The organism is Pseudophaeobacter sp. (assembly GCF_039971195.1).
Lineage (GTDB): Bacteria > Pseudomonadota > Alphaproteobacteria > Rhodobacterales > Rhodobacteraceae > Pseudophaeobacter.
In genome coordinates this window covers 1-15,248 of the sequence record NZ_JBDWPJ010000171.1, presented here as the reverse complement: position 1 = coordinate 15,248, position 15,248 = coordinate 1, and the positions used below count along the sequence as shown (strand labels likewise).

At 59.5% G+C, this 15,248-nt stretch carries 14 protein-coding genes; 8 read left to right on the top strand and 6 right to left on the bottom strand.

The genetic code is table 11. The annotated features are described in order from the left end of the window. Positions 1-187 precede the first annotated feature (187 nt). Entirely contained in the window at positions 188-970 is a 783-nt protein-coding gene (locus tag ABJP42_RS15195; RefSeq protein WP_348341822.1) for a gamma-glutamyl-gamma-aminobutyrate hydrolase family protein, read from the top strand. Positions 971-1,069: 99 nt separating this feature from the next. After that, positions 1,070-2,077: a YwqG family protein gene (locus ABJP42_RS15190; RefSeq protein WP_348341820.1), complete on the top strand. Its 1,008-nt coding sequence runs from the start codon at positions 1,070-1,072 to the stop codon at positions 2,075-2,077. 46 nt (positions 2,078-2,123) lie between these two features. Here the strand turns inward: ABJP42_RS15190 and ABJP42_RS15185 are convergent, their stop codons facing one another. Together ABJP42_RS15185 and ABJP42_RS15180 are read right to left on the bottom strand one after the other, a co-directional pair. Then, positions 2,124-4,361, bottom strand: a complete 2,238-nt coding sequence (locus ABJP42_RS15185; protein WP_348341818.1) for a xanthine dehydrogenase family protein molybdopterin-binding subunit — start codon at positions 4,359-4,361, stop codon at positions 2,124-2,126. 4 nt (positions 4,362-4,365) lie between these two features. Further along, complete coding sequence (locus tag ABJP42_RS15180) at positions 4,366-4,830, bottom strand: (2Fe-2S)-binding protein (protein ID WP_348341816.1); 465 nt, start codon at positions 4,828-4,830, stop codon at positions 4,366-4,368. A 101-nt stretch (positions 4,831-4,931) separates the two neighbouring features. Between ABJP42_RS15180 and ABJP42_RS15175 the strand changes: the two genes are divergently transcribed. After that, entirely contained in the window at positions 4,932-5,513 is a 582-nt protein-coding gene (locus tag ABJP42_RS15175; protein ID WP_348341814.1) for a TetR/AcrR family transcriptional regulator, read from the top strand. A gap of 134 nt (positions 5,514-5,647) precedes the next feature. Here ABJP42_RS15175 and kynA read toward each other — a convergent pair whose 3' ends face one another. From kynA to ABJP42_RS15155, 4 genes are all read right to left on the bottom strand, one after another. Continuing rightward, the gene (gene kynA / locus ABJP42_RS15170) at positions 5,648-6,505 is read right to left on the bottom strand and encodes a tryptophan 2,3-dioxygenase (protein WP_348341812.1); all 858 of its coding nucleotides are present in this window, start codon (positions 6,503-6,505) and stop codon (positions 5,648-5,650) included. Between the two features lie 148 nt (positions 6,506-6,653). Then, the gene (kynU, locus tag ABJP42_RS15165) at positions 6,654-7,847 is read right to left on the bottom strand and encodes a kynureninase (protein WP_348341810.1); all 1,194 of its coding nucleotides are present in this window, start codon (positions 7,845-7,847) and stop codon (positions 6,654-6,656) included. Positions 7,848-8,074: 227 nt separating this feature from the next. Next, positions 8,075-8,440, bottom strand: coding sequence for an MmcQ/YjbR family DNA-binding protein (locus ABJP42_RS15160; RefSeq protein WP_348341824.1), 366 nt, complete (start codon positions 8,438-8,440; stop codon positions 8,075-8,077). A gap of 13 nt (positions 8,441-8,453) precedes the next feature. Continuing rightward, on the bottom strand, positions 8,454-9,206 hold the full coding sequence (locus ABJP42_RS15155) for an SDR family NAD(P)-dependent oxidoreductase (protein WP_348341808.1): 753 nt from the start codon (positions 9,204-9,206) through the stop codon (positions 8,454-8,456). Positions 9,207-9,358: 152 nt separating this feature from the next. Here ABJP42_RS15155 and ABJP42_RS15150 point away from each other — a divergent pair, with 152 nt between their 5' ends. The 5 genes from ABJP42_RS15150 to ABJP42_RS15130 form a co-directional block, all read left to right on the top strand. After that, positions 9,359-10,324: an MBL fold metallo-hydrolase gene (locus tag ABJP42_RS15150; protein ID WP_348341806.1), complete on the top strand. Its 966-nt coding sequence runs from the start codon at positions 9,359-9,361 to the stop codon at positions 10,322-10,324. Positions 10,325-10,543: 219 nt separating this feature from the next. After that, the gene (locus ABJP42_RS15145; RefSeq protein WP_348341804.1) at positions 10,544-10,993 is read left to right on the top strand and encodes a methyltransferase family protein; all 450 of its coding nucleotides are present in this window, start codon (positions 10,544-10,546) and stop codon (positions 10,991-10,993) included. A gap of 233 nt (positions 10,994-11,226) precedes the next feature. After that, a complete protein-coding gene (locus tag ABJP42_RS15140) occupies positions 11,227-12,798 on the top strand; it encodes a Re/Si-specific NAD(P)(+) transhydrogenase subunit alpha (protein ID WP_348341802.1) in 1,572 nt (523 codons plus the stop codon). Positions 12,799-12,811: 13 nt separating this feature from the next. Continuing rightward, the gene (locus tag ABJP42_RS15135) at positions 12,812-14,245 is read left to right on the top strand and encodes an NAD(P)(+) transhydrogenase (Re/Si-specific) subunit beta (RefSeq protein WP_348341800.1); all 1,434 of its coding nucleotides are present in this window, start codon (positions 12,812-12,814) and stop codon (positions 14,243-14,245) included. A 242-nt stretch (positions 14,246-14,487) separates the two neighbouring features. Then, a partial coding sequence (locus tag ABJP42_RS15130; protein WP_348341798.1) for a DUF3422 family protein occupies positions 14,488-15,248 on the top strand: 761 nt, incomplete at its 3' end.

The window sequence follows — 15,248 nt, the reverse complement described above, 5'->3', positions numbered from 1 at the left end:
AGGGGCGTCGCCAAGAGCGGTGCCCTTTTTTGTTTCCGATCTGCTGCATTGTTCAGCATCACCTCCGGGATGACGCTGCGACGTGCAGAATTGAACATCTGGTTGCGCGTCAACCCGCTGCTTGGGATCTTGCGGGAAACCCATTGAACTCGTAGCCTTGCTCTATTCCATCTCAAACGGAGTCCCTATGGCGCGTCCCAAAGTCGGCATTATCGGCAATTCCTATCTGCTCAACGATCAATACCCAGCCCATGCCGGGGGAACGATGAATTCCGAAGCCGTGGCCGAGGTCGCGGGCTGCATGCCGCTGCTGATCCCGTCAGACCCTAGGTTTCTGTCAGTGGAGGAACTGCTGGAGAGTTTTGACGGGTTTTTGCTCACTGGCGGGCGGCCCAATGTGCATCCAAATGAATATGGTGAGGCGGAAACTGCAGCCCATGGCGCCTTTGACCGGGCGCGGGATGCTATCGTGCTGCCGCTGGTGCGGGCCTGCGTCGAGCGCGGCCAGCCTTTCCTGGGCATCTGTCGCGGCTTTCAGGAGGTCAATGTCGCCATGGGCGGGACGCTCTACCCCGAGATCCGCGATCTGCCGGGGCGGATGAACCACCGCATGCCGCCAGATGGCACGCTCGAAGAGAAATTTGCCCTGCGTCACCCGGTGAAAATGACCTCTGGCGGGGTTTTCAACGGTGTCTTTGGCGCGGACGAGGTGATGACCAATAGCCTGCACGGGCAGGGCATCAAGACGGCCGGTGCCCGTATTGTGATTGATGGCCATGCCCCGGATGGCACACCTGAGGCGATCTATGTCTCCGACGCACCTGGATTTACCCTGGCGGTGCAATGGCACCCGGAATGGGACGCCAATAATGATCCGGTCTCGCGGCCCTTGTTTCAGGCCTTTGGCGCGGCGGTTCATGCCTGGGCGGATGGCGCACAAGAGGCTGAGGACCTCCGGGAAACGGCCTGAGCAGCGGCCAAGATCGCGGGGCTTTGGGATTGAGATCCGGCTGGGAACCTGCCACTGATTTCAGAATTGATTTTTAGCAATTTCTGGAACCCAATTCCTATGTTCGACCAGATCACTGATGCCCGGTCTTTAAGCGATGCGCTGGAGCAGCGCGGCATTTCCAAACAAACAGCCCAGAACCTCGCGGGCCTCGGCCAGTTTGGCGTTGCTTTGCTGCCTACGGAGGTGGCGCCGGATCGCCCCCCCGGGGTGACCAAACTCGGCGGCCTGCCGGATCTGCCTGCCGATCTGCACTGGCCATCGCGGCCCGCCTATCCAAAGGTGGAAAAGCCCAAAGGGTTTTGGACGCGGCTTACAGCCTGGTTGCCGGAACGGGAGGTTTTGAAGAAGCAGCGGCAGTATTGCGAAACATCGCAGCCACTGAATTTTCTGGCGCAGATAAACCTTTCTGAGATCGCTGCTTCGGCGGGCGAGGAGTATGATCTGCCCGCCAGCGGCATGGTTTACTTCTTTTATGATGATCTCGAACAGGGGTGGGGTTTTGATCCGTCGGATGCCATTGGCTTCCGAGTTCTCTACAGCGCTGATATGACAGAGTTAAAGCAGGCCCGTCGACCTTCTATGTTTGAAGAGGTCCGTTTCTACAAAGAGGTAGCGCTTGCAGGGGAGCGCAGGTTTGAACCCTGCGAGTTCGAGGGGATACATGCAGAGGGCCTTATGCTGTCGCAAGCGGATCGCGAAGCCTATGATGACTTCTTTGAACATTGGAATGACTGGCGGATCGAAAGAAGTGCCAATGAGATGGGCGGAGATCCGGCGGCCCACAAGCTGCGCGGGGTGCCCAACCTGGTTCAAGGTCCGATGGAGGAGCAATGTGCCCTAGTCTCGCAAGGCATCTCTTTTGGCGATGGCACCGCATACGACAGCCCAGCCGGGCGGGCTGTCCTGGCGCAGCCCAATGATTGGGTTTTGTTGCTGCAGCTGGGCAGCGATGCGCAGGCCGGTATGCAATGGGGCGACATGGGGAAATTGTTCTTTTGGATCAAAAAATCCGACCTGCAGCAGTGCCGCTTTGACAGGGGCTGGCTGATTTTGCAGTGCTACTAGAGCGCTGGGGTTCCCCTCGCCAGATAATTTTGGCGAGGGGGATGAGCTACAGCAGGCTGAAGTGATTGCTCAGGGGCAGTTCGCGTGCGCGCGTGCCTGTCAGATCAAAGAGCGCATTGGCCAAGGCGGGTGCCGCCGGTGGTGTGCCGGGCTCTCCGGCGCCGCCCATGTGTTTCTGGTTTTGCAGGACCGCGATCTCAACCGCTGGCATGCTGGGCATGCGCATGGCGTCATAGTCGGGGAAATTCTCCTGCTCCACCGCGCCGCCGTCAAAGGTGATTTCGCCATAGCAGGCTGCTGACAGCCCATAGGCCAGGCCGCTGAACAACTGGGCTTCGGTGTTTTGCGGATCCACCGCCAGGCCGAGATCCGCAGCAATCCAGGCCTTGGTGATGGCAATTTCGCCGTCCCTGTCGGCCACTTCGATGACCTGCGCCACCGGGGTGCCAAAGCTGTAGACCAGTGCAACACCGCGCCCGATGCCTTCGGGCGTCGTGCCGCTCCAGCCGGACATGTCGCGCACGGTTTCCAGAACCTTTGCAGCAGGCTCCCATTCGGCGCGGGCCAGTTCAAGGCGGAACTCCAACGGGTCACGGCCAGCCTTGTGCGCCATCTCGTCGATGATGCTGTCGGAGAAGAACCCATTGAAGGAGGCTGCAACTGAGCGCCAGAACCCAACCGGGATCATCGGCTTGGCGATAAAGCCTTCGACGCGGAAATTCGGGATCGCCAGGGGCTGGTTAAAGGCAGCGTCCACATGGCCCTTGTCCGGTCCGGACATGGGCAGCCCCAGCATCCGTCCAGCGCCTTCCTGTGTAGTGGATTGTGCCGCGATCTTACCATGCACCATAACCGCCTTGCCGTCCTTTACGGCTGCACGATAGCGACCGATGGAGCCGGGGCGATAGTAGTCGTGTTGCATGTCTTCTTCGCGCGACCAGGTGAGCTGCACCGGGATGCCCTTGAGCTTTTGAGCGATCTGAACCGCGCGGTTGCAATAGTCCACCTCGATGCGGCGGCCAAAACCGCCACCTAGATAGGTGGTGTTGACGGTGACCGCTTCGGTATCAAGGCCAGTGAGGTCTGCAGCAGCTTTTTGCACCACCGTTGGCCCCTGGTTGGGCGCCCAGATCTCCAGCGCATCGCCGGTGAACAGTGCGGTGGCGTTCATTGGCTCCATGGTGGCATGGGCCAGATAGGGCAGGCGGTATTCGGCCTCGATCAGCTCTGCGCCTTCGGGCAGGTCGTCGACGTTGCCGTCATCGCGCAGGGTGGAATTTGCAGAGCCGTCAAAGGCGGCTGCGATCTCGGCAAAGATGGCATCGGTGGTTTCAGGATAGCTTGCAGGCTCCCAGTCGACCTGGATGGCGTTGACCGCCTGTTGCGCCAGCCAGGTGTTGGAGCCGACCACAGCCACCGCATCGCCCAGATCGATGATCTCCTCTACCCCGGCCATATCCTTTGCGGCAGAGGCATCAAAGCTGCGCATGCCAGCGCCAAAATGCGGGTTCTGTTTGATGGCGGCAAATTTCATGCCGTCAATGCGGGTATCGACGCCAAAGCCCGCAGTGCCGGTGACCTTGGCCACCATATCGATGCGCGGCACCGGCTTGCCGATGTATTTCCACAGCGCGGCAGGGCGCAGCTCTGGTTCAAGCGGGTCAATGTCAGCGGCCTCTGAAGCCAATTCGCTATAAGAGAGCTTTACCCCGTCCGGGGCCAGCACATAGCCGTCTTTGGTTTCCAGCAGGGCGCGCGACAGGCCGAGCTTTTGCGCTGCGGCCTCTTTCAGGGTTTCGCGAGCGCTGGCGCCGGCCAGACGCATACGGGTAAAGCCGTCTTTCATCGACGACGATCCACCAGTGACCTGCAGATCGAGGAATTTGGAGAAATTCCCGACGATCTGCCCCAGTGAGTGCTGGAAATCGCTGGCGGTATAGCCGCGACCAGGCAGGGCCTCGGCCATCATAGCGCTGTTGTAATAGGCCTTGGCGGCGGGGCCATGGATCACATTGACCTGCGCCGGATCTACATCCAGTTCCTCTGCGATCAGGGCCGCCCAGGAACTGCGCACACCCTGGCCCATCTCAGCCCGGGGCGCAATCAGGGTGACGCCGTTTTGATCAACAAAAACAAAGGAGTTTAGCACGGCTTTACCCGCACCCGGCTGAAGCGGGTTGGGGGCAGGCTGGTGGTATTTGTAGGTGCCAAAGGCAACGCCGCCCAGAATGGCAGCAGAGCCGACAAGGAAGCTGCGGCGGGCGATTTTTTTCAAGCTGGCCATGGGATCAGGCCTCCTGCATCATTTTGGCGGCGGAGTGAATGGCGGCGCGAATACGCGGATAGGTACCACAGCGGCACAGATTGCCCTGCATAGCCTCGTCAATATCGGCGTCGCTGGGGCTGGGGTTTTCGGCCAGCAGGCTGGCGGCCTGCATGATCTGGCCGGACTGGCAATAGCCGCATTGCGCCACCTGATGCTCGACCCAGGCGGCCTGGATCTTGGCCATATTGTCCGGAGTGCCGAGCCCTTCGATTGTGGTTACCTCGCCTTCAACATCACCCAGGCTCAGCTGGCAAGAGCGCATGGCCTCGCCGTCCACTTGGACCGTACAGGCACCACAGGCCGCGACACCGCAGCCGAACTTGGTGCCGGTGAGGCCAATCTCATCGCGTAAAACCCAGAGCAGAGGCACATCATCGGGCAGATCTACCTGATGCGTCTTGCCATTGATACGGAGCGTTTTTGACATGGGACTGGCCTCTTTGCTGGGTCCGGGGTTTTTGACAAAATGCACTCAAAGTGTCATGGTGTCAATTGACAAAAATCCGCTAAACTGTCAGAAGCGAAAGCATGACTTTTTCAGCACCTGACACCAAGACCCAGACCATCCTGGCCGCCGCCTGGGCGGGGTTCTCCGCCTACGGGTTTCGCAAGACCTCAATGGACGACATCGCGCGCGCTGCAGGCATGTCACGCCCGGCGCTCTATCTGCATTTCAAAAACAAAGAGGCGATTTTCCGCAGCCTGGTGGAAAGCTACTACGCCGAGGCTGCCAGAGAAATCGCCGCGGCGCTGGCAGAGGAGGGGACGCTGCATCAGCGGTTGCAGCGGGCCTTTGCCGCCCATGGCGGGCAGACCATGGAGGCGATGATGTCGTCGGCCCATGGGATGGAGCTGTTTGAGGCCACCATGAATGTGGCCGGGGATATGATCGACGAAGGTGAGGCGCAGCTTCAGGGGCTCTATACGCAGTGGCTTACCGCCGAGGCGGCGCAGGACCGGTTGAAACTGACCGCTGATGCGGCGGCCTTGGGGCGTCTGTTCTGTGCCTGCTTGAAAGGCGTCAAACACACTTCGCAGAACTATGAGGACTATCAGGCCGGTGTGGCCAACTATGCGGCGCTCTGTGCTCAGGCGCTGCAAAAGCGCTAGTTGATCCGAGAGGGCTTTTACTTGAGCAACTTGCGATGACGCGCCGCGCATCAGCGCGGCGCTGGGCCCAACGGGATGTGGCATCTATGATGCCGCGAGACGGGCGGGAGCCCCCGTCTCCTGTCCCGGGCAGGCTAAAGCGTAGTGCGCAGATGCCAGAGTTCAGGAAACAGCTCCACTTCCAGCATCCGTTTGAGGTAATTCACCCCGCCCGTGCCGCCCGTGCCGCGTTTAAACCCGATGACCCGCTCCACCGTGGTCACATGGTTGAAACGCCAGCGGCGGAAGTAATCCTCAAAATCCACCAGTTTCTCGGCCAGCTCATAAAGCTCCCAATGGTCTTCGGGCGCGCGGTAGACCTCTGACCAGGCGGCCTCAACCGCCGCGTTGGCCTGATAGGCTGCTGACAGATCGCGGTTCACCACCTCATCTGGCAGGGCAAAGCTCTGGTGCAGAGCCTGAAGCGCCACATCATACAAGGATGGTTGCGCCAGTTCTGCCTCCAGCAGCGCCACCAGATCGGGGCGATGGGCATGAGGCTTCAGCATCGCCGAGTTGCGGTTGCCCAGCATGAATTCAATCAACCGGTATTGATGTGACTGAAACCCCGAGCTTTGCCCCAAGGCATCGCGAAAAGCGGTGTAATCCGAAGGTGTCATGGTGCGCAGCACATCCCAGGCGGAATTGAGCTGCTCAAAGATCCGCGCCACCCGCGCCAGCATCTTGAAGGCCTGACGGGCCTCACCTTTGATCAGGCGATCGCGGGCGGCCTGCAGCTCATGAATGGCGAGCCGCATCCACAGCTCGGATGTCTGGTGCTGGATGATAAACAGCATTTCATCATGGGTATCGCTCCAGGTTTTCTGGGCGTTCAGCAGCATATCCAGCGACAGGTAATCGCCATAAGACATGCGCCCGTCAAAATCCATCTGGGCGCCATCATCGGCGGGGTTGAAGGGGCAGCCCTGGGCAGTTGTCTTGGAATCGCTCATCGGATTCCTCCTTTTCCTAAGTGAGAGTATAGTCAGGGAAAGGTGGAAATCCTCTTATTCTGGGTGCCGCATTGGGCCAGACGACGCCAAAGCGCCACCCAGCCAAAGGGCCGGCACAGGGGCAAAGCCTTTGTGCCAAGCAGGGCCATCAGGTGACAGCCGAGCGGATTTTATACTCGGGGCGGTCCCACAGGCGATTGTTCATCACATCCGCGATGATCTCTACGGCGCCATCCACATCGGCTTCGTCAATGTAGAGCGGGGTAAAGCCAAAGCGCATGATATCCGGGGCGCGAAAATCTCCAATCACACCGTGTTCAATCACCGCTTGCATCGCGGCATAGCCCTCTTCAAAGGCAAAGGAGACCTGACTGCCACGGGCATTGCCATCACGAGGCGAGGCGAGGGCTAGTTCAGGGCAGCTGGCCTCCACTCCGGCGATGAAGCGATCACACAGCGCAATGGAGCGTGCCCGTAGCGCCTGCATGTCCACCTGATCCCAGATGTCCATCGAGGCATCAAGCGCCGCCAACTGGATCATCGGTGGGGTGCCAACGCGCATCCGTTCAATGCCAGTGCCGGGCCGGTAGTCGAGATCAAAGGCAAAGGGGGCTTCATGCCCCAGCCAGCCGGACAGGGCAGGGCGCGCCTTGTCAATGTGGCGCGGCGCGACATAGATGAAGGCAGGGCCGCCAGGGCCGGAGTTGAGGTATTTATAGGTGCAGCCAACGGCAAAATCCGCCCTGCAGCCGACCAGATCCACTGGCAGGGCGCCAGCGGAATGCGCCAGATCCCAGACGGTGACCACGCCCCTTGCATGGGCCAGCTCCGTCAGGGCCTTCATGTCGTGCATGCGCCCAGAGCGATAATCGACCTCGGTCAGCATCAGGACCGCAATTTCGTCGGTGATGTTCTCAGCCACATCTTCCGGGTTCACCACCCGCAGCTCATAGTCCGCTCCAAGCGATTTCAACAACCCCTGCACGATATAGAGATCTGAGGGAAAGTTGCCATTGTCTGACAGCACCACCCGGCGGTCCGGATTCATTTCCAGCGCCGAGGCCACCGCCTGATAGACCTTGATCGACAGGGTGTCCCCCATCATTACATGGCCCTTTTCCGCGCCGATCAACCGTCCGATACGGTCCCCTATGGCGCTGGGTTGCTGCATCCAGCCGGCCTTGTTCCAGCCGGTGATCAGCATCTGGCCCCACTCGTCCTCGATCATCGCAGCAACCCGGTCCTTGGTGGCCTTGGGCAGCGGGCCCAAAGAGTTGCCATCGAGGTAGATCATGCCCTCGGGCAGGTCGAACATGGCCTTGGTGGCGGCAAAATCAGTCATCGGATGCTCCCGAATAGAAGGGGGTAATACTTCAAGCTTAAAGCTTTTTGCATTTCGTATCCGATCAGAGGAGACCTGTCCAGCCTCGGTTGGGATTGGAAGCTGCAGTTTGTTCATGACTTGGGATTGAATGCTATTGTACACTCCCCGCCCGAGCCTCCCCCGAGAGGGCGCTTACCCCCCCCAGGACCAGGCGTGGCCCAAGAGAATGTAGGGGGCAAGACGGGCTATTCCGCCTCCGGGATTCCCAGCTCTGCACGTTTCTTTTTTGACAGGCCTGCGGTCACCAACTGATAGGAGCGGGTGATACTGTCGCGCAACTCCTCATCTGTCAGGCCGTCATCGGCAAACTGTTGCAGCCATTTCATCCCGCGCGAGGCCAGATAGGGCGCGGGTCGCACGCCGGGGCGTTCCTGCAGGACTTCAAAGGCGATCTCACCGGCCTTGAAAGTAAAGGCATCTTCGCCTTCGGCCCAGCCGCAGACGGCAAAAAGCTTGCCGCCTGCTTTCCAGACATCGGAATTGCCCCATTGCACCACATGTTCCGCTGCCGGAAATCCGGCGCAGAACTGATTGAACTCCGCCCGGTTCAACTTGCCGGCCTCATCAAGTTTGACCGCCGGCAATTTCAACGGTCTGGCCGTTGATAGACTGCGATCCAGGACCACAAAGCCACATGGCGGCAGCGGCCACCTCATCGGGTTCGATCAGCCGCTGGTGGCGGTTGGCATTGACCATGACCTTGAGCGCCTCATCCTCGCTGATGCCGGCACGGGCCGAGATCGAGGTGATATTGCGATCCACAATGGGCGTATCCACATAGCCGGGGCAGATGGCATTGGCGGTGATCTGGCTGCCCATATAATCCTCGCTGAGCGCGCGGGTCAGGCCAATCATCCCGTGTTTGCTGGCGCTGTAGCAGGCGCCGCCTTTGAGGCCACGCAGGCCAGCAATGGAGGCCACGGTGATGATCCGGCCCCAATCCGCCTGATGCATCGATTTCAGGCATTCGCGAATGGTCAGAAAGGCGCCGTCCAGATTGGTCGACATCATATTGCGCCAAAAATCCAGCGAGGTCTTGTGCAGGGCCTTGCCTTCGGCCACGCCGGCATTGGCAACGCAGATCTGTACCGGGCCGCGGGCCTCTACTGCGGCGGCGACCTTGGCAATGATGTCTTCTTCGTTTCGCACATCCATTGCCAGCGGATGCAACCCCTTGGTGGCGACCTCTTCCAGCACCTCTTGGCGGCGGCCGGTGATGGTGACCTCGGCGCCCTGTTCTGCCAATGCCTTGGCGATGGCCAAGCCGATGCCGGTTCCACCACCAGTGACCAAAGCGTGCTTTCCGTTCAAATCCATATCTCTCTCCTCCTGTTGGCGGGCAGGGTAGCGGGACAGGGGCCTCGCGCAAGCGCGCCGTTCCGTCACAGGAAGGCGAGCGGCGCGTAAACGCTATTTACAATCATATTCGCAAGTGTGAATGATTTGGCTTTACAACATGGGAGGATGACATGACGGGAACGATACCAAAGGCACTTCTGCTGTCGGGATTTGCACTGGGGCTGCCTGTGGCGGGACTGGCGAGCGAGGATATTGCGGATCAGTATCCGCAGTCTGAGCTTTACTCCAAACCGGTTGAGGTGATCCCGCATGTGTTTTCAGCCATCGGAGCCACCGCACCGCCCACCTATGAAAACGCAGGCCACAACAATAACCTCTCCTTTATTGTTACCGATGCGGGCGTGGTGGTGATCAATGCCGGGGCCTCAGACGCGCTGGCAGCCGCGCTCCACGCCGAGATTAAAGCCGTGACCGATCAGGCGGTTGTGCTGTTGATCAATGAAAACGGCCAGGGCCATGCGGTGCTTGGCAATGGCTATTGGCGCGATCAGGGCGTGGATATTCTCGCCCATGCCGATGCCATCGCAGAGACCGAGAAGAATGGTGATTTCATCCTGCAGGGCATGCTGGGCTACAACAAGGACCGGGCCGGCGACACCCGCATGGAGCACGCCAACCTGAGCTTTGACGATCGCCACGATCTGAGCCTTGGCGGCGTCGACATCCAGGTGCTCCATCTGGGACCGGCCCATGATCCGGGAGATCTGCAGGTCTGGATCCCGGATTGGCAGATCATGATTGCCGGCGATATTGCTTTTCACGAACGCATGTTGCCGATCTTTCCCCACACCTGCACCAGTTGCTGGATCGAAACCTGGGTTGAAAAGCTGGAGCCTTTGGCCCCGACCTATGTGATCCCCGGCCATGGCCATCCGACCAATTTTGCCCAGGTGCGCCGCTATACGCTGGACTACCTGGTGGACCTGCGGGCCAAGATTGGTGCGCATATCGAAGCAGATGGCGATCTGGCCTCGGCCTATTACGTGGATCAGGAACAGTGGCGGGGCTTGGACACTTTTGAGGAACTGGCCACCAAGAACGCTGGCCGCGTCTTTGAAGAAATGGAGTGGGAATAGGTCAGTCTGACCCATTGTTCTGCTCGCTTGCCCCCTCTGGGGGTCACACTCTGTCACGGAGTGGGAACGAAGTCGTGAATTGGCTGAAAAAACGGGCAGCTTGTTCTTTTATTGTATCGGAGTTTGGCGCGGCTCTGGACCTTGTTCCCGGATATGGGGAGGGTGCCGCAAAATGGCCGCCATCGCCTGGCGCTGGGGATAAGAGGAAAGAGACTTGCTATGAGATGGATCGACCTTCCCCCGGTCTGGCTGGCGGCTGGCATTGCTCTGGCCTGGTGCCAGGCCAAGCTTTTGCCGATGGGACTGAGCTTTGGTCCGGTCTGGGCGGATCTGCTGGGCGGGCTTCTGGTCGGCGGTGGTCTGGTGCTGATGGCGCTGGCCGTCACCGAAATGCGCCGTCAGAAAACCACCGTCATTCCGCATAAAACGCCTGACCGCCTGGTGCAGTCCGGCATCTTTAGCCGCAGCCGCAACCCGATCTACCTTGGCGATGTCTTGGTTCTGGCGGGGTTGATCCTGTATTTTGACGCAGTTCTGGCGCTGCCTTTGATCCCGGTGCTGACCTGGATCCTGGAAAAGCGCTTTATCATCGGCGAAGAAAACAGGATGCGCCGCGCTTTTCGCGCGGACTGGGCCCGCTATGAGCAAAAGGTGCGGCGCTGGCTGTAGAAAAGACCGGCCTGTGACGACGAGGCGCAGGCCTGAACACAAAGCCCAGTCTGGCGTGCCGGTTGCAGAATCCACGCCAGTTTTGTTGAGTGGTGCAGAATTGCGGCAACGCGGCAGTCAAATGCGGCGACGCAGCGAAACCATTGCGCAAAATTGTTGCGCGAGATAGTCATAATGTTTGCGATCCGTACCCGGGCGATGCTGGGGCGGGCAGGACGAGGGGGACCGACAAGGTGAAAATTGGAACACCCAAAGAGGTGATCAACGGCGAGGCGCGTGTCGCCATGACGCCCGATTCTGCGCGTCAGCTGCAGAAACTGGGCTATGACTGCGCCATCGAAAGCGGTGCGGGCCTTTCGGCCGGCTTTAGCGATGCAACCTACGAGGAGGCCGGTGTTGAAATCATCAAGACCGCTGCCGCCCTGTGGAAGGCATCTGATATCATCGCCAAAGTACGTCAGCCCAATGAGGCTGAGCTGAAGCGGCTGAACTCGAAAAAGACGCTGATCTCTTTCTTCAATCCCGGTGGGAATGAAGAGGGTCTGGAGCTGGCCAAATCCAAAGGCGCCAGTGTGGTTGCCATGGAAATGGTGCCGCGTATCAGCCGCGCCCAGAAAATGGACGCGCTGTCTTCGATGGCCAATATCGCCGGCTATCGCGCGGTGATTGAGGCAGGCAACAATTTTGGCCGCTTCTTCACCGGTCAGATCACGGCAGCGGGCAAGGTGCCCCCGGCCAAGGTTCTTGTGGTGGGCGCTGGTGTTGCCGGCCTGGCCGCTGTTGGTACCTCCACCAGCCTCGGCGCGATCACCCTAGCTTTTGATGTCCGCCCCGAAGTGGCTGAGCAGGTCGAAAGCATGGGCGCCGAGTTTGTCTATCTCGACTTTGAAGAAGAGCAGGCCGATGGCGCCTCTTCTGGCGGCTATGCCTCGGTGTCGAGCCCGGAATTCCGCGAGGCTCAGCTGGCCAAGTTCCGCGAATTGGCGCCCGAGGTGGATATCGTCATCACCACGGCTTTGATCCCCAACCGCGAGGCCCCTGAGCTTTGGACCGAAGACATGGTTCAGGCGATGAAGCCCGGCTCGGTCATTGTGGATCTGGCGGCAGAAAAGGGCGGCAACTGCAAACTCACCGTGATGGATGAGAAGATCTTCACCGAGAATGGTGTGACCATTATCGGCTATACCGATTTCCCTTCCCGCATGGCAGCGCAGTCGTCGACGCTTTATGCCACCAATATCCGTCACATGATGGCGGATCTGACCCCTGAAAAGGACGGCCAGGTCAACCACGACATGGAGGACGACGTCATTCGTGGCGCCACCGTCACCCATGCAGGCGAGATCACCTTCCCTCCTCCACCGCCCAAGGTGGCAGCGATTGCCGCCAAGCCAAAAGAGGTGGTGCCAGAGCTGACGCCGGAAGAAAAACGCGCTGAAGAAGTGGCAGCCTTCAAGGCGCAGACCAAAAACCAAGTGACTCTGCTTGCAGTGGGCGGCGCATTGCTGCTTGCTGTTGGCCTGGTGGCCCCGGCCAGCTTCATGCAGCACTTTATCGTCTTTGTGCTCTCGGTCTTTATCGGCTTCCAAGTGATCTGGGGCGTGGCGCACAGCCTGCATACGCCGCTGATGGCGGTGACCAATGCGATCTCTTCGATCATCATCCTTGGCGCTTTGATGCAGATCGGATCAGGCAGCTTCCTGGTTATCCTGCTGGCGGCCCTGTCGGTCTTTATGGCCGGTATCAACATCTTTGGTGGCTTCCTCGTCACCCGGCGCATGCTTGCCATGTTCCAGAAATCCTAAGGGGGACACTGAGATGGAATATGGATTCACTACCGCGGCCTATGTTGTTGCCGCTGTTCTCTTCATCCTCAGCCTGGGCGGCCTGTCCGGTCAGGAAAGCGCCAAACGTGCGGTTTGGTACGGCATCGCTGGCATGGCGTTGGCGGTCTTTGCCACCCTTGTGGGCCCCGGTTCCGGCCTCTGGCTGCTGTCGATCCTGCTGATCGCCGGCGGTGGCGTCATTGGTTATCAACTGGCTACCCGGGTACAGATGACCCAGATGCCCGAACTGGTCGCCGCGATGCACTCGCTGGTTGGTCTGGCGGCGGTCTTTGTTGGCCTCATCGCCCATATCGAATTGGGCCGTGTCATGGCCATGGATGCCGAACAAAAACAGGCGCTTGACGGTTTTGCCAAGCTTCTGGCCAAGAAAGACGGTGTTGAGGTTTCAATCCTGCGGGTTGAACTCTTCCTCGGCATCTTTATTGGTGCGGTGACCTTCACTGGGTCGGTCGTGGCCTATGGCAAGCTAGCTGGCAAACTAACCTCCTCGGCGGTGAAACTGCCCGGCGGCCATATGCTCAATGCTGGCGCTGCTAGCCTGTCGCTGATCGCGCTGGTCTGGTACTTCAACACTGGCGGTTTCTTCCCGCTGTTTATCATGACCCTGGCGGCGCTGTTCATCGGCTACCACCTGATCATGGGCATCGGCGGCGCCGACATGCCGGTGGTTGTGTCGATGCTGAACAGCTATTCCGGCTGGGCCGCAGCCGCCATTGGCTTCAGCCTGGGCAATGATCTGTTGATCGTAGTCGGCGCGCTGGTGGGCTCCTCTGGTGCCATCCTCAGCTACATCATGTGTAAGGCGATGAACCGCTCGTTTGTCAGCGTTATCCTTGGCGGCTTTGGCGGCACTGCCGGTCCGCAGATGGAGGTCGAAGGCGAACAGGTGGCGATCGACGCCGATGGCGTTGCAACCGCGCTGGATGAGGCTGACTCTGTGATCATCATCCCCGGCTACGGCATGGCAGTGGCGCAGGCGCAGCAGAACGTGGCGGAACTCACTCGCCGTCTGCGTGCCAAGGGCAAGACAGTGCGCTTTGCCATCCACCCGGTTGCCGGGCGTCTGCCTGGGCATATGAACGTGCTTCTGGCCGAGGCCAAGGTTCCCTATGACATCGTCATGGAGATGGATGAGATCAACGAGGACTTCCCGGAAACCGACGTGGCCATCGTCATTGGCTCCAATGACATCGTCAATCCGGCAGCTCAGGAAGACCCCAACAGCCCCATCGCCGGTATGCCGGTTCTGGAATGCTGGAAGGCGAAACAGGTCTTTGTCTCCAAGCGTGGTCAGGGCACAGGTTATTCCGGTATCGAGAACCCTCTGTTCTTCAAGGAGAATACCCGGATGTTCTATGGCGATGCCAAGGCCAGCCTGGATCAACTCCTGACCATGATCCAGTAAGGGATTGCATCCTTTTAAATTCCAAGGCGCGCTGGTCCTAACTGGCGCGCCTTTTTCTTTTTTGCCCTTTCATTTGGCCCCAAATATCCCGGGGGAGGCCGCAGGCCGGGGGCAGCGCCCCACGAGCCCCATAGCAAATTCAGTATACCATCGCATTCAGGTAACACATTGAAATAAAACATTTCTTTACAGATGTTTTGCCGCACCCTATGCTCGACTCATCTTTTTGGAGATCCCGAGCAATGCCCCCGATCCAAGACCACCCCCTGCGTTACCAGCTGGCCAACGAGCTGCATGCCCGTCCCTTTCCCGCGATGCAAAGCCCCAGCACGGTGATCTATCTGGCGGTAAAGCAGCCCAAACAGGCAGTGCACCGGGATCGGAACCTGGATCTGGCGCATCTCATCACTCTTCTGGACCGCCACGGCGCGGCCCATCCGCAGCCGGGCGCCACCCACCATGCGGCGCAGCTCGGGCGCTATACCTTGAAATGGGAGCAGCACACCGAATTTGTCAGCTATACGCTCTATGGCGACGGCATTTCCAAACGCGCCTTTGATCCGGCAGATTTTGACGTCTTCCCGGTAGATTGGCTGGAGGAGGCGCCCGGTCAGCGCGTCACCTCACTGATGATCCGCATCCTGCCGCGCCCCGAAGGCAAGCGGATCAAAGCATCGCTCAAGGACTGGTTTGTTCCTGAAAGCCTGGCGGTGGCCGAGGTGCTGGATGACAGCGCCGTGGTGGCGGGGGATTTTCGCATCGATCCGGCAGGGCATATGCGCTTTGCCCTCTTTGCCAATGCCACTACCGGCTCCCAGCGCATTGGCCGACTGGTGCAGCGTCTCTGCGAGGTGGAGACCTATCGCGCCATGTCGATGCTGGGTTTTTCGCGTGCACGTGGCCTTAGCGCGGATATTGGCGCATTGGACAGTCATCTCAGTAAGATGATGGCGGCGATGACCTCGGATACCGTGCCGGCGGACCAGACGCTGACGCAGCTCCT

Excerpts from the sequence above, each read along its gene's own strand:
- ABJP42_RS15195 (WP_348341822.1), top strand. The coding sequence starts at position 188 with ATGGCGCGTCCCAAAGTCGGCATTATCGGCAATTCCTATCTGCTCAAC.
- ABJP42_RS15190 (WP_348341820.1), top strand. The coding sequence starts at position 1,070 with ATGTTCGACCAGATCACTGATGCCCGGTCTTTAAGCGATGCGCTGGAG.
- ABJP42_RS15185 (WP_348341818.1), bottom strand. The coding sequence starts at position 4,361 with ATGGCCAGCTTGAAAAAAATCGCCCGCCGCAGCTTCCTTGTCGGCTCT.
- ABJP42_RS15180 (WP_348341816.1), bottom strand. The coding sequence starts at position 4,830 with ATGTCAAAAACGCTCCGTATCAATGGCAAGACGCATCAGGTAGATCTG.
- ABJP42_RS15175 (WP_348341814.1), top strand. The coding sequence starts at position 4,932 with ATGACTTTTTCAGCACCTGACACCAAGACCCAGACCATCCTGGCCGCC.
- kynA (WP_348341812.1), bottom strand. The coding sequence starts at position 6,505 with ATGAGCGATTCCAAGACAACTGCCCAGGGCTGCCCCTTCAACCCCGCC.
- kynU (WP_348341810.1), bottom strand. The coding sequence starts at position 7,847 with ATGACTGATTTTGCCGCCACCAAGGCCATGTTCGACCTGCCCGAGGGC.
- ABJP42_RS15155 (WP_348341808.1), bottom strand. The coding sequence starts at position 9,206 with ATGGATTTGAACGGAAAGCACGCTTTGGTCACTGGTGGTGGAACCGGC.
- ABJP42_RS15150 (WP_348341806.1), top strand. The coding sequence starts at position 9,359 with ATGACGGGAACGATACCAAAGGCACTTCTGCTGTCGGGATTTGCACTG.
- ABJP42_RS15145 (WP_348341804.1), top strand. The coding sequence starts at position 10,544 with ATGAGATGGATCGACCTTCCCCCGGTCTGGCTGGCGGCTGGCATTGCT.
- ABJP42_RS15135 (WP_348341800.1), top strand. The coding sequence starts at position 12,812 with ATGGAATATGGATTCACTACCGCGGCCTATGTTGTTGCCGCTGTTCTC.